The sequence below is a fragment of the Pseudomonas tumuqii genome, assembly GCF_013184545.1.
GTDB lineage: Bacteria > Pseudomonadota > Gammaproteobacteria > Pseudomonadales > Pseudomonadaceae > Aquipseudomonas > Aquipseudomonas tumuqii.
This window is the reverse complement of the sequence record NZ_JAAOJA010000002.1, coordinates 194,482-208,593: the sequence shown is the minus strand read 5'-3', so window position 1 is coordinate 208,593 and position 14,112 is coordinate 194,482. Positions and strand designations below refer to the sequence as shown.

At 64.3% G+C, this 14,112-nt stretch carries 13 protein-coding genes; 3 read left to right on the top strand and 10 right to left on the bottom strand.

Annotated elements, in window-relative coordinates; genetic code table 11:
- The first annotated feature begins 798 nt into the window (after positions 1-798).
- Entirely contained in the window at positions 799-1,356 is a 558-nt protein-coding gene (locus tag G9C89_RS04865) for a glycine cleavage system protein R (RefSeq protein WP_172145507.1), read from the top strand.
- Between the two features lie 10 nt (positions 1,357-1,366).
- The gene (locus G9C89_RS04860) at positions 1,367-1,840 is read left to right on the top strand and encodes a peroxiredoxin (protein WP_172145504.1); all 474 of its coding nucleotides are present in this window, start codon (positions 1,367-1,369) and stop codon (positions 1,838-1,840) included.
- Positions 1,841-1,960: 120 nt separating this feature from the next.
- Here the strand turns inward: G9C89_RS04860 and G9C89_RS04855 are convergent, their stop codons facing one another.
- Both G9C89_RS04855 and G9C89_RS04850 read right to left on the bottom strand, forming a co-directional pair.
- Complete coding sequence (locus tag G9C89_RS04855) at positions 1,961-3,028, bottom strand: AI-2E family transporter (protein ID WP_172145501.1); 1,068 nt, start codon at positions 3,026-3,028, stop codon at positions 1,961-1,963.
- A 40-nt stretch (positions 3,029-3,068) separates the two neighbouring features.
- On the bottom strand, positions 3,069-3,320 hold the full coding sequence (locus tag G9C89_RS04850; RefSeq protein WP_172145498.1) for a sulfurtransferase TusA family protein: 252 nt from the start codon (positions 3,318-3,320) through the stop codon (positions 3,069-3,071).
- 106 nt (positions 3,321-3,426) lie between these two features.
- On the opposite strand from G9C89_RS04850, the gene G9C89_RS04845 reads away from it, so the two are divergent.
- Positions 3,427-4,860, top strand: a complete 1,434-nt coding sequence (locus G9C89_RS04845; RefSeq protein WP_172145495.1) for a M48 family metalloprotease — start codon at positions 3,427-3,429, stop codon at positions 4,858-4,860.
- 97 nt (positions 4,861-4,957) lie between these two features.
- Here G9C89_RS04845 and ltaE read toward each other — a convergent pair whose 3' ends face one another.
- From ltaE to G9C89_RS04805, 8 genes are all read right to left on the bottom strand, one after another.
- Positions 4,958-5,962: a low-specificity L-threonine aldolase gene (ltaE, locus tag G9C89_RS04840; protein WP_172145492.1), complete on the bottom strand. Its 1,005-nt coding sequence runs from the start codon at positions 5,960-5,962 to the stop codon at positions 4,958-4,960.
- Positions 5,963-6,310: 348 nt separating this feature from the next.
- Entirely contained in the window at positions 6,311-7,327 is a 1,017-nt protein-coding gene (gene astE, locus G9C89_RS04835) for a succinylglutamate desuccinylase (RefSeq protein WP_172145488.1), read from the bottom strand.
- Positions 7,328-7,337: 10 nt separating this feature from the next.
- Positions 7,338-7,622: a topoisomerase II gene (locus G9C89_RS04830; protein ID WP_172145485.1), complete on the bottom strand. Its 285-nt coding sequence runs from the start codon at positions 7,620-7,622 to the stop codon at positions 7,338-7,340.
- Between the two features lie 79 nt (positions 7,623-7,701).
- Complete coding sequence (gene astB / locus G9C89_RS04825; RefSeq protein ID WP_172145481.1) at positions 7,702-9,048, bottom strand: N-succinylarginine dihydrolase; 1,347 nt, start codon at positions 9,046-9,048, stop codon at positions 7,702-7,704.
- Positions 9,048-10,511 carry a succinylglutamate-semialdehyde dehydrogenase gene (gene astD, locus G9C89_RS04820; RefSeq protein WP_172145478.1) on the bottom strand — a complete coding sequence of 488 codons (1,464 nt, stop codon included), beginning with the start codon at positions 10,509-10,511 and terminating at the stop codon, positions 9,048-9,050. The genes astB and astD overlap by 1 nt, the downstream gene beginning before the upstream one ends.
- 98 nt (positions 10,512-10,609) lie before the next feature.
- The gene (gene astA / locus G9C89_RS04815; RefSeq protein WP_172145475.1) at positions 10,610-11,626 is read right to left on the bottom strand and encodes an arginine N-succinyltransferase; all 1,017 of its coding nucleotides are present in this window, start codon (positions 11,624-11,626) and stop codon (positions 10,610-10,612) included.
- 11 nt (positions 11,627-11,637) lie between these two features.
- Positions 11,638-12,654 carry an arginine/ornithine succinyltransferase subunit alpha gene (gene aruF / locus G9C89_RS04810; protein ID WP_172145472.1) on the bottom strand — a complete coding sequence of 339 codons (1,017 nt, stop codon included), beginning with the start codon at positions 12,652-12,654 and terminating at the stop codon, positions 11,638-11,640.
- A gap of 180 nt (positions 12,655-12,834) precedes the next feature.
- On the bottom strand, positions 12,835-14,055 hold the full coding sequence (locus G9C89_RS04805; protein ID WP_172145469.1) for an aspartate aminotransferase family protein: 1,221 nt from the start codon (positions 14,053-14,055) through the stop codon (positions 12,835-12,837).
- Positions 14,056-14,112: the final 57 nt, after the last annotated feature.

Genomic DNA, 14,112 nt, shown 5'->3' with positions numbered 1-14,112 from the left:
GGGTTAGGTCACTAGCCTCCATACATCCGTGCAATTCGGACATAACACGCGCGCCGTCACCGGAGCGCATTTCTCGCATGGAGAGGAGACATTGTTAATCGGGCTTCACACCCCGGGGTTGGCCCCCGACGCATGCCGATCTAGTGAACTGATGGGTACACATCAGGCTCGGTACTCCCTGGACCAGCAGAGCTGAGCAATGCGATTCGGAACTTGCGTTCCGTGCTTGGTCAATGCATCTCCCACGTCTCACGACGGTGGCGAAGGGCTCAAATAGCCAACGCCTTGAAGATGAAAGCGCACCCAAGGGCGCGGATTCACCCTCTTGGCTTGACATATTTAGTAACAATCCAATCAGGTTGGACTGCCACCTACCTCTCTATTTGTGTCGATCACTGCGCCCTTTCGGACCGAATCGAACACATTTTTTTTGTCCGCTCTACAGATACAAGAACGTATCCGTGAACGGTACAGTGCTAGGAAAAGCCCAGCTGCATTGACTGCATTTCAGGCTTCAAACCCCTTGATAGCAAGGAATTCAGGTGCCAAGGCGCAGTGGCCAGACCAAGCACGACACGAACATACGTGTCGCACGAGAGCGGTAATGGTACTGGCGCCACCCACCTTGTACAAGCGAAGGAAAAGGCCGATCGGCAAGCGCAGTGACTGTGCGAGCGACCCGGCATTCCTTTCACTCATCCATTGACGAGCATTCCCCTGAGCGACGCTTTTCGCTACCCTTCCGGCTTTGCTCGGTACTCATTGTGGGCCGAGCGTTCATCGCTCTAGGAATGCTGCATGTCCACCCCCCAAGTTCGCGAACAATTCCTCGTCATCAGCGCACTCGGCCCCAACGCCATGGAGCTGACCAATGTGCTGTGCCGCACCAGCAATGAAAATCGCTGCGCCGTCATCAGTACCCGCCTGAGCCGTCATGGCGAGTTCAGCGCCCTGGTGCTGCAGGTCTCCGGCAGCTGGGACGCCTTGGCGCGCCTGGAGTCGAGCCTGCCGGCCCTGGCCAAGAAGCACGGCTTTACGGTCAACGTGACGCGCAGTGCGGCGGCGGAGAATCGCCCCCAGGCCCTGCCGTACGTGGCCTACGTCAGCTCGGCTTACCGTCCGGACATCCTCAATGAGCTGTGTCAGTTCTTCATCGACCACAACGTCGAACTGGAAAGCCTGACCTGCGATACCTACCAGGCTCCGCAGACCGGCGGCACCATGCTCAATGCGACCCTCACCGTAACGCTGCCGGCTGGCACGCAGATCAGCTGGCTGCGCGATCAGTTCCTCGACTTCTCCGATGCCCTGAACCTCGATGCCCTGATCGAACCCTGGCGCCCACAGAATCCATAAGGAACCGCCCATGGCCGTAGCACTCGACACCCCGGTTGCCGATTTCCAGGCCCAGGCCACCAGCGGCCAGCAGGTTCAGCTGTCGGCCCTGCGCGGCCAGCAGGTGGTGATCTATTTCTATCCGAAAGACAGCACCCCGGGCTGCACCACCGAAGGCCAGGGCTTTCGCGATTACTACCCGGCCTTCCAGGCCGCCAACACCCTGGTATTCGGCGTATCGCGGGACAGCCTCAAGTCCCACGAGAACTTCAAGTGCAAGCAGGCGTTCCCCTTCGAGCTGATCTCGGACAAGGATGAGGCGCTCTGTCAGCTATTCGACGTGATCAAGCTGAAGAAGCTCTACGGCAAGGAATACCTGGGCGTCGACCGCAGCACCTTCCTGCTCGACACGCACGGCGTGCTGCGCCAGGAATGGCGCGGGGTGAAGGTGCCAGGGCATGTCGAGACCGTGCTGGCCGCAGCGCAGGCACTGAAGCAGGGCTAAGGGTTACCTTCACGGTACTGACAAAAAGGCCGCTTGCCGGGAATTTCCGCAAGCGGCCTTTTTCGTTTGGGCCTGACCCAGTCATCACCCGGCGGCGCCCATCAACCAGGCGCCTGCCCCTCACTCGCCCTGCAACGCCAGCTCCCTGCGCGGCCAGGCATTGAGCACGGCCTTGAACAGGGTGGCCAGGGGAATGGCGAAGAACACGCCCCAGAAGCCCCACAAGCCACCGAACAGCAATACCGCGCAGATGATCGCCACCGGGTGCAGGTTGACCGCCTCGGAGAACAGCAGCGGCACCAGCACGTTACCGTCCAGCGCCTGGATCACGCCATAGACCACCATCAGGTAGAGGAACTGATCGCCGAAGCCCCACTGGAACAACCCGATCAGCGCCACCGGCACGGTCACCACCACCGCGCCGATGTAGGGCACCACCACCGACAGCCCCACCAGCAACGCCAGCAGCGCCGCATAGTTGAGCCCCAGCGCGGCGAAGGCGATGTAGGTGACCACGCCGCAGATGATGATCTCGATGAACTTGCCGCGAATGTAATTGGCGATCTGCTGGTTCATCTCCTGGGCCACCTGGGTGATCAGGGTGCGCTCGCGCGGCAGGTAGCCGCGAAACCAGGCGCCGATCACCTCGCGATCCTTGAGGAAGAAAAACACCAGGATCGGCACCAGCACCAGGTAGATCATGATGCTGACCAGCAGCGGCAGGCTGGACAGGGAGAACGACAGCGCCCACTGACCGAACTTACCGGCCTCGCCGCTGATCGCCTCGGTCAACTGCAACACCTGGGCGTCGCTGATCAGGTTCGGGTAACGCTCCGGCAACAGCAGGAACAGCGCCTGCCACTCCCCAAGCATGCGCGGCAGCTCGTTGAACAGGGTGCTCAACTGGCTCCAGAGCAGCGGCATCAGCACCAGCAGGAACAAGCCGAGCGCACTCATGAACAACAGGAACACCAGCGACACCGCCACTATCGGCGGCAGGCGCAAGCGCTCCAGGGCATTGACCAGCCCCTGCATGAGAAACGCCAGCACCAGCCCGGTCAGCACCGGCGCCAGCATGCCGCCGAGGGTCAGAACGGCGGCAAAGCCGAGCACCAACAGCACCGCCAGGACCACCGCTTGCTCATCGGAAAAATAGCGGTGGATCCAGTCGCGCAACACCTTAATCATCAACATTCCCTAGATCGAAACAGCCCACGCAGAACGCGTATCAGGCCTTACGCAACCAATAGCGGTAAATACCCGCCTCTTCCTCTTCACGCAACAAGCGATGCCCGGCGAGCCTGGCGAAGGCCCGAAAATCGCGCTGCGAGCCGGCATCCGTGGCGATGACCTTGAGCACCGCCCCGCTTGCCAGGCGATTCAACTCCAGCTTGGCCTTGAGCAACGGCAGCGGGCAATTCAGACCACTGGCATCCAGCTCGGCGTCGCAGGCACCGTTCCACTCCTGTACATCGTTCATTCGAGCCCTCCTAAACAGCGCCAAGGATACCCAACACCGGGCAACCCTGGCCAGGTGAACGCTTGCCCGGCTACAGTAGCGACTTTGTTCGCCAAGAGCTTTGTGCATGAATGTTCTGCGCCCCATCCTGTTGACGCTCGCCTGCCTGACCGCCCAGCCCGGCCTGGCCAGCGATCTACCGTCACTCGGCGACGCCAGCTCCTCGATTGTCTCGCCACAGCAGGAACATCAACTGGGCCGCGCCTGGCTGAGCCTGCTGCGTGGCCAGATCAGCCAGCTGTCGGACCCTCAGCTCAAGGATTTCGTCGAGAGCAGTGTCTATCGCCTGGGCGAAACCAGCGAGTTGCAGGATCGCCGCCTGGAATTCGTCCTGCTCGACAGCCCGCAAATCAACGCCTTCGCCGCGCCCGGCGGAATCATCGGGGTCAACGGCGGCCTGTTTCTCTACGCCCAGACCGAAGCCGAATATGCCTCGGTAATGACCCACGAACTCGCCCACCTGTCGCAACGCCACTTTGCCCGCGGCCTGGAAGCCCAGCAGCGCATGCAACTGCCGATGATGGCCGCCATGCTCGCCGGGATCGTTGCCGCCGCGGCGGGTGCCGGCGACGTCGGCATGGCCGCCATTGCCTCGACCCAGGCGGCGGCCATCCAGGAACAGCGGCGCTTCTCCCGGCAGAACGAGCAGGAGGCCGATCGCATCGGCCTGATCAATCTGGAGAAAGCCGGCTACGACCCCCGCGCCATGCCGAGCATGTTCGAGCGCCTGATGCGCCAGTATCGCTACGACCGCAAGCCACCGGAATTCCTCCTTACCCACCCGGTTTCCGAATCGCGCATCGCCGACACCCGCAACCGCGCCGAACAAGCCAAGGCCGGCGGCGTGACCGACAGCGTGCGCTATCAGCTGATGCGCGCCCGCGTGCAACTGATCTACGAAGACACACCAGGCCTGGCGGCCAAGCGCTTTCGCGCCATGCTCGAGGAAACCCCCAAACTGCAAGCTGCCCGCTACGGCCTGGCCCTGGCGCAGATCAAGAGCGGCCAGCACCAGCAGGCCCGCGAGAGCCTGCAACCGCTGCTGCAGGCGGCACCCGACGACATTACCTACAACCTGGCCCAGGTCGAACTGGACATCGCCGCCAATCGCCTGCCGGAAGCGCAGAGCCGCATCGAGCGACTCATGCGCGACTTCCCGAGCAACTACCCGCTGAACCAGGCCCGCATCGACCTGCTGATGAAGCAGGGCAACGCCCGGGATGCCGAGCGCGCCCTCGATGACCTGCTGAAAAGCCGCGCCAACGACCCGGATGTCTGGTATCAGGTCGCCGAAGTACGCGGCCTCAACGGCAACACCATCGGCCTGCACCAGGCGCGCGCGGAGTTCTTCGCCCTGGTCGGCGACTACGATCAAGCCATCGAGCAACTCGACTTCGCCAAACGCCGCTCGACCAACAACTTCCAACTGGCCTCACGCATCGACGCGCGGCAACGCGAGCTGCTGGAAGACCAGCGGATCATCGAGCAGATGCTGCGCTAGGCCGGCGGGAAAAGCGGCGCGGACGGAGCGGGCCGCATAACCGAGACATCCGAGGAGACCGCCGCATGGGTGCTAACCCATCAGTCGCCCCAAGGGCTCAGGTACGCGCGAAGGCGGAAAACGCCTCGAGTACCCGGTCGATGTCCGCGGCGCTGACATCCAGATGGGTGACCATGCGCAGACGCGGCGCGGCGATCAGCTTGATCCCGCGTTCGGCGCAGAAGGCCTTGAGTGCGCCGGCCTGCTCGCCGACCTGGGCATAGACCATATTGGTCTGCACCGGCTCGACCGCGTAGCCCAACCCGCGTAGCCCGTCGGCCAGGCGTTCGGCATTGGCGTGATCCTCGGCCAAGCGCGCCACCTGATGCTCTAGGGCATAGAGCCCGGCGGCAGCCAAGATGCCTGCCTGGCGCATGCCGCCGCCGACCACCTTGCGCCAGCGCCGCGCCTTGCCGATCAGCTCATCGCTGCCACACAGCACCGAGCCCACGGGCGCGCCCAGGCCCTTGGACAAACAGACCGAGACCGAATCGAAGTGCCGGGTAATGTCCCTGGCCGCCACGCCCTGCTTGACCGCCGCGTTGTACAGCCGCGCGCCGTCCAGGTGCAGGGCCAGGCCGCGCGTGCGGGTCAACTCGCGGGCCGCGGCCAGATAACTCGACGGCAGGACCTTGCCCTGCATGGTATTTTCCAGCGCCAGCAGGCGGGTGCGGGCGAAGTGGAAGTCGTCCTGCTTGATTGCCGCCTCGACTTTCCCCAGGTCGAGCGAGCCATCGGCTTCGCCCTCGATTGGCTGCGGCTGGATCGAGCCCAGCACCGCGGCGCCGCCGCCTTCGTATTTATAGGTGTGCGCCTGCTGGCCGACGATGTATTCGTCGCCACGCTCACAATGGGCCATCAGGCCGAGCAGGTTGCTCATGGTGCCGGTCGGCACGAACAGCGCGCGGGCAAAACCCAGCTCGGCCGCCAGGTACTGCTCCAGGCGGTTGACCGTGGGATCCTCGCCGTAGACGTCATCGCCCAGCTCGGCCGCCAGCATGGCCTCGCGCATGCCCGGGGTTGGCTGGGTAACGGTGTCGCTGCGCAGGTCGATGACGGCCATGGACGGTTTTCCTTGAGGTGGCGAAAACGCCGATGCTAAGGCGCCCCAGGCATGGGAACAAGGTACAGATAGACGAATAGGACGCAGGACAGATCAGCCCGGAGCTGCGCAGGATCCTTTCGCGGACAAGTCCGCTGCCACAGCAGCAGTCCTGTAGCCCGGATGCAATCCGGGAGGATTTATTGGCTATCCACCGTAGGGGGCGCCGCGCGCACCGAATATATTGATCGTCCGGAACCCGATCATGCACCCCGTCACACTGGTGCGCACGGCGCACCCTACGACGGTTGAGCGCAGCGAGGCTTGTGCATAAACATTGGATCTACAGATCGCCCCCCCTGGGACCGATCAGGCCAGCTGCACGTCTGCGGCGGGGACGATGAGGATGGCGGCGCGCAGGCCGTTTTTCACCTTGGGGTTGGGGAAGATGATCCGCGCATCCGGCTCTTCCACGACCCAGCGGGTGCCGGCCAGATCCTCGGCCAGCAGGTAGCCGACCGGCAGCTTGCTGAAGTTTTCGATATCCGCCGGCAGGTGCAGCTTGAAGGTGTCGCTGTGCTTGATGATTTCCCGCGCCACGGCGAACATCTGCAGCCCGTCCAGTTCGGCCCCTTGCTGCTCGGGTTCGGGCTCGTTGCCTTCGATGATCTCCTGCAGACGCTGCTCGAGCCGATCCAGGTTGACCTGCTGGTTCTGGCCGAAGGCACGCGCCTTGCCCAGCTCCAGGGTGAACGACTCTGCCCCCAGCTGGGTGTAGGTGTAGGCGCTGAAGGTGATCGAGCTCTTGTTGTGCAGCAGCACCGCCTCGATCCCCGCGGCATTCAACCGGGCCAGCTCGCGCAGGCTGCGCGGCCGTCCCTCCTGCCAGGGATAGAGGGCGAACTGCTCGATTTGCGACGCACGGATCGCGGTATGCAGGTCGTAGTGCAGGCGCGTGCGTTGCGACTTGCTGAAAAAAGTCGCGGCCAGATGCTCGAGATCACAGGCGCGCATGGCCTCGACCCCGGCATGTTGCTCGTGCTGGCCGTTGAACAGGCGATTGATGTCCTGCTCGATATAGCGCTCGCCGCGGCGGATCGCCGGCGGGTTGCCGAACAGGAAGAGGATCCGCGCGCGCGGCTTCAGCTCGCCACGGGCAATGCCGCGCAGCAGGCGGTCGAGCAATTCGATGGGGGCTGTTTCGTTGCCGTGGATGCCGGCCGAGAGCAGCAGGTCCAGGCCGTTGTCGCTGGCCACCGGCGGCGTGACCTCGAGGGCGCCTTCGGCCAGCCAGCGCAAGCGCGCGCCCTCGGGCGTCAGCTGGATCTTCGCTGCCGGTTCGTGGCCGGCCAGGGTCAGTTCAAGCAGTTTGCCGAGGGCAAGCATAGGAGTTACCTCAATCGTGATTGCAGTCGGGGCCGTGCACGTGCCCGTCGTCGCCAGGCTCGGCCGGCTCCATCTCCAGCTCCAGGCTGACCAGGTTGGTAGCCAGCGGGCGCAGCAGCAGATTGGCGTACTCGCTATCACCCTCCTCCACGTCCACGCCGATCATCAGCTGCCCATTACCCACCTGTTGAAACCAGACTTCCTTGCCCTGCCACATCACCGCGAAGCGGGTGCAGGTCGTTTCCAGCTGGGTGCCATCTTCATCTTCGAGGATCAGTTGCAGGACATCGGACATTATTCAAAGCTCCACGCTATATGCCACAAGCAGCAAGTTTAGAACGCCAAGCGTGCGCTTGAGGCTGGTGGCTTGCCGCTCAGTTCAGTTGGAAAGGATAAACCGCGCCCAGTTTAAGGATCTGGGTCAATTCATCCAATGCCGTTCGGCATTCGATCAGCAATTGCGGGTCGGCCAATTCGCTCTCGCTGAGGCGATCGCGGTAGTGCTTGTCGACCCAGACGTTGAGCGTGTCATACAGCTCCGGGGTCATGATCACCCCCGGATTCACCGCCGCCAGCTCGTTATCCTTGAGCGCCACGCGCAGGCGCAGGCAGGCCGGACCGCCACCGTTCTGCATACTTTGCTTGAGATCGAACACCTTGACCTCGCGAATCGGCCCGCTGCCGCTGGTGAGCTGCTGCAGGTAATTCCACACCTTGGCGTTGTTGCGGCACTCCTCCGGCACGATCAGCAACATGCCGCCGGCGGCGCGCGACAACAACTGGCTGTTGAACAGGTAGGACTTCACCGCGTCCTCCACCGTGACCGCATCGCGCGGCACGCACACCGCCTGCAGGTTACCGCCACGACGAGCAAGCTTGTCCGCCAGCTCGGCCAGCACCTTGTCGGTATCGAGGAAGGCATCCTGGTGATAGAACAGCACTTCGCCGTTACCCACCGCGATCACGTCGTTGTGGAATACCCCCTGATCGATCACCGCCGGGTTCTGTTGAGCATAGACCACCCCGGCCTCGCTCAGCCCATGCAGGCGCACCACGGCCTGCGAGGCTTCCAGGGTCTGCCGCGCCGGGTAGCGTTGCGGCGCCGGGTAACGGCCGTCGAAGGCGCTGCGCCCGAACACGAAGAACTCCACCCCGGCATCGCCGTAGTCCTTGCAGAAACGCGTGTGGTTGGCCGCGCCCTCGTCGCCGAACTGCGCCACCGCCGGCAAGGCGGCGTGGTGAGCGAAGTGCCGCTCATTGGCGAACATGGCGCCGAGCACGCGGCTGGTGGTCGGATGCTCGATTGAGCGGTGGAACTTGCAATTGAGGTTGGCGGCGGTGAAGTGCACCCGGCCGTCAAAGGTATCGGCACTCGGGCTGACGGTGCAGGCGTTGGCCGTCCACATGCTCGAGGCCGAGCAGCTGGCAACCAGCAAGGGCATGGCGTCCTTCGCCGCCCGCTCGATCACCTGGGCATCGCTGCCGGTGAAGCCGAGGCGGCGCAGCACCGCGACATCCGGGCGCTCCTGCGGGGCCAGCACGCCCTGCTTGAAGCCCATCTCCATCAGCGCCTTCATCTTCGCCAGGCCCTGCTTGGCGGCTTGTTTCGGGCTGGAGGCGGCCTGGCTGTTGCTCTGCGAAGCGACGTTGCCGTAGGACAGGCCGCCGTAGTTGTGGGTCGGGCCGACCAGACCGTCGAAATTCATCTCATAGGCGGACATTACAGGCTTACTCCCGGGGTCAGGGTGGCGGGCAGGCTCAGGCGTTCACTTTCCAGCGAGGCCACCGGATAGGCGCAGTAGTCCGCCGCGTAGTAAGCACTGGCGCGATGATTGCCGGAGGCGCCGACACCACCGAACGGGGCCGTGCTCGCGGCGCCGGTGAGTTGCTTGTTCCAGTTGACGATGCCGGCGCGGCTGCGCAGCCAGAACTGCTGGTAACGCGCCGCGGAATCCGACAGCAAACCGGCGGCCAGGCCGAACTGGGTGTTGTTGGCCTCGGCGATCGCGTCCTCGAAATCGGCATAGCGGATCACCTGCAGCAGCGGGCCGAAGAACTCTTCGTCCGGCCGCTCGGCCACCGCGCTGACATCGATGATCCCCGGGGTCAGCAAGGCGGCGCCGGGCTGCGGCTGGGTCATTGCCAGCAACGCCGTGGCGCCCTTGTCGAGCAGTTGCTGCTGGGCCTGCAGCAGGTGTTCGGCCGCCGCCAGGGAAATCACCGAGCCCATGAAGGGCGCCGGCTGTTCGTCATAACGACCGACCTTGATCTGCCCGGCGACCTGGACCAAGCGTGCGAGCAAGGCATCGCCCCACTCGCCCTGCGGCACCAGCAGACGCCGCGCGCAGGTGCAGCGCTGGCCGGCGGAGATGAAGGCCGACTGCACGATGCAGTACACCGCCGCCTCGACATCGGCGAGCCGATCGACGATCAGCGGGTTGTTGCCGCCCATTTCCAGGGCGAGGATCTTCTCCGGGCGACCGGCGAACTGGCTGTGCAGCAGGTTGCCGGTGCGGCTCGAGCCGGTGAAGAACAGCCCGTCGATGCCGGGGTCGGCGGCCAGGGCCACGCCGGTGTCCCGCGCGCCCTGCAGCAGATTGAGCACGCCGGCCGGCAGACCGGCTTCGATCCAGCACTTGAGCGTCAGCTCGGCGACTTTCGGGGTCAGCTCGCTGGGCTTGAACAGCACGCAGTTGCCCGCCAGCAGCGCCGGCACTATATGACCGTTGGGCAGGTGGCCGGGGAAGTTGTAGGGACCGAACACCGCCACCACACCATGCGGCTTGTGCCGCAGCACGGCGGTGGCATCGGCCAGCGGCGCGCTCTTCTCACCGGTCCGTTCGCGGTAGCTCTGCACCGAGATGGCGACCTTGTTGACCATGCTGGTCACCTCGGTGGCCGACTCCCACAGCGGCTTGCCGGTTTCCTCGCCAATCGCCCGGGCCAGCTCGTCGGCATGCGCCTTGAGGGCCACGGCGAAACGCTCCAGCACGGCGATGCGCCCGTCCAGGGAGCACGAGGCCCAGCCCGGGAATGCCGCGCGGGCGGCCACCACGGCGGCCTCGACCTGGGCGGCAGAGGCCGCCTGGCCACGCCAGACCACGGCCTGGCTGACTGGATTCAACGATTCCAGGGCTTCGCCCTGACCAAGCTGCCAGTTACCGGCGATGTAATGAGTGCTCATATTGTTTTATCACTCCCAGCAATTTCATCACCCGGCGTTGCGCCGGGTGGGCTATTCGATCGAACGGCCCGGATCGTCTCCAGGCGGCTCGGGGGTATTCAGCCGCGGGCCGACAGCGACACCGCTCTTACCTGATCGCCGACCGACAACTGCAAACGCTTGGCGGTCAACGGATCGACCACCAGGGTGCCGGCGGCCAGGCGTGCGGCGCCGACGGTGATCCGGCAGTCTTCGCGTTTGCGGTTGTGGATCAGGAAGGTGGTGGCGTCATCACCCGGTGTGCCTATGGCCAGCACCAGCGCCTGGCTGTCGCGCACGGCACGAATTTTCGCGGTTTCCGCCTCGATGGCCGGGCCGGCGTCGAAGATGTCGACATAGCCCTGATAACTGAAGCCTTCGCCCTTGAGCATGGCCAGCGCCGGCTCGGTATCCGGGTGGACGCGGCCGATGATGTTGCGCGCGTCTTCGGAGAGGAAGCAGGTATAGAGCGGGAACTTGGGCATCAACTCGGCGATGAAGGCCTTGTTGCCGACCCCGGTCAGGTAGTCCGCCTGGCTGAATTCCATCTTGAAGAAGTGCCGCCCCAGGCTTTCCCAGAACGGCGAACGGCCCTGTTCGTCGGACATGCCACGCATCTCGGCGATCACCTTGTCGCCGAACGACTCGCGGAACTCGGCGATAAACAGCAGGCGCGCCTTGGACAGCAGGCGGCCATTGAGCCCCGTGCGGTGATCGCTGCGCAGAAACAGCGAACACAGCTCGGAGTTGCCGGTCAGGTCGTTGGCCAGGAACAGGGTGGGAATCTGCCGGTGAATCTTCAGTTCCTGCGAGGCGCTGACGGTCAGGCCCACCCGGTAGTTGTACCAGGGCTCACGCAGACCGACCGCACCGGCCACGGCGGAGATCCCCACCACCTGGCCGGCGTCGTTTTCCAGCACGAACAGGTAGTCGGCATCGGCACGCTCGGCCTTGCCGGTGAAGGTCTTCTCCGCCCAGCCGACGCGGTGCGCCAGGCGCTCCTCGTTGGCTGGCAGGGTGGTCAGGCCGGCGCCGGTAGTGCGCGCCAGATCAATCAGGGCCGGAAGATCGGCGGTGCGAACGGGACGAACGATCATGCGCTAACTCCTTAAACCGCAACCAGACGCACGCTGGCGCCCTCGCCGACGCCGAGTGCTTCGGCAGCTTCGAGACTGAGGGTGACCGGCTTGCCTGGCACCCAATCCAGGTCCGCGACAATCGCGCGGAAATCCTGCAGCAGGCCATTGCTCACCAGATACGGACGCCCACCCTTGATCGGCTCGCCGAGCCTGACCGGCACCACCCGGCTCTGGGCGATCGAGCGAATCCCCGAGGTCCGCGCATGCAGGGTCGGCCCGCCGTCGAAGATGTCGATGTAATGATCGGTTTCGAAGCCTTCGCGCATCAGGATGTCGAAGGTCACCTGGGCCCGCGGGTGCACCTGGCCCATGGCCTCCTGCGCCGCATCCGGCAGCAGCGGCACATAGATCGGGTAATGCGGCATCAGCTCGGCCAGAAAGGTCCGGCTCTTCAGCCCGCACAGACGCTCGGCCTCGGCGTAGTTCATGTCGAAGAAATTGCGCCCCACGGCATCCCAGAACGGCGAATCGCCGTGCTCGTCGCTGTGGCCGACGATCTCAACCACCACGGCATCGGCGAAGCGCTCCGGATGGTTGGCGACGAACAACAAACGCGCGCGCGAGTTCAGCTCGGACCAGACACTGCCCACCAACGGCCGCTCGACGTAGAAACTGGTCAGCAGGCTGTTGCCGGTCAGGTCGTGGCACAGCGAGAGCACGTGGATCTTGTTGTGGATCTTCAGCTCACGGGAGTTGTGCACGAAGGTTTCGTTGCGAAAGCTGTAGAACGGCTCGGAATAACCAGCCGAGGCGACAATCCCGGAACAGCCGAGCAGGTGCCCGCTGTCGCTGTCTTCGAGGACGAAGAAGTAGCTTTCTTCACCATTGAAGCTCACCTCGGCGGCCAGCGAGGCATCCGACGCGGCGATCTTGTCGCGCAGCCGATCGGCATCGTCCGGCAGCGAAGTCACACCAACCGGGCTGTCCGCGGCGAGACGCTGCACTTCACTCAGGTCGGCCATTTGCGCGGGGCGCATCACCAGCATGGTGTCACTCCTTTTCAAGAAAAACTCCAGGCCGCTCAGCGCGAACCGCCTGGAGAAACCGCAACCCGAAGGCCACAGCACACACGGAGAGAGTCATCCCTGGAAGTAGCTCGGCTTATCCATAAGCCAAGCAAGCACAGCCCGTGGCGAGCGCAAACGGCTCGCCGCCGGACTGTCGACTCAGGCTTGCGTCAGCTGGACCAGCGCACGTTCGAAACGCGCCAGGCCCTCATCGATATCGGCATCTTCCACCACCAGGCTCGGGGCGAAACGCACCACGTCCGGGCCGGCTTGCAGCACCATCACCCCTTGCGCCGCGGCGGCATCGAGAATCGCCTTGGCCTTGCCTTTCCAGGCATCGCTGAGCACCGCACCGATCAGCAGGCCGAGGCCGCGCACCTGGCTGAACACGCCGTACTGCTCGCCGAACTGTTCCAGGGTGGTCTTGAAACGCTGCTGCTTGGCCTTCACCCCAGCCAGCACTTGCGGGGTATTGATCACATCGATCACCGCCTCGGCCACCGCACAGGCCAGCGGGTTGCCGCCGTAGGTGGTGCCATGGGTGCCGACCACCAGGTGCTTGGCCAGCGCCGCAGTGGTGAGCATGGCGCCGATCGGGAAACCACCGCCCAGGCTCTTGGCGCTGGAGAGGATGTCCGGAATCACCCCGTAATGCTGGTAGGCGAACAGCGAACCGCTGCGGCCCATGCCGGTCTGCACCTCGTCGAAGATCAGCAGCGCGTCGTGCTGGTCGCACAGCTCGCGGGCCGCCTGCAGGTAGGCCAGGTCGGCCGGCAAGACGCCGCCTTCACCCTGGATCGGCTCCAGCACCACGGCGCAGGTCTTGGCGGAAACCGCCGCTCGCAGCGCCTCGATATCGTTGTATGGCACATGGCTGATGCCCTGGATCTTCGGCCCGAAACCATCGGAATACTTGGGTTGACCGCCAACGCTGACGGTAAACAGGGTACGGCCGTGGAAGCTGTTGGTCGCCGCGATGATTTCGTACTTGTCTTCACCGAACCGGTCGAAGGCCACCCGACGGGCCAGCTTGAAGGCGGCCTCGTTGGCTTCGGCGCCGGAGTTGCAGAAGAACACCCGCTCGGCGAAGGTCGCGTTGACCAGCTTGTGTGCCAGGCGCAGGGCCGGCTCGTTGGTGAACACGTTGGAAATGTGCCACAGCCTGGTGGCCTGCTCGGTCAAGGCGGCGACCAGGGCCGGATGGCAATGGCCCAGGGCATTCACGGCGATGCCGCCAGTGAAGTCGATCAGCTCGCGACCACTTTGATCCCAGACTCGGGAACCCGCGCCGCGCACCGGAATAAAGCCGGCCGGGGCATAGTTGGGAACCATCACTTGGTCGAAATCGGCGCGTTGCACCGGATCGTGCTGAACGGACATCGGAGCTCTCCTGACGAGTAACACCTGCATTGGGTGGCAGGCGATGGGAAGGATTGT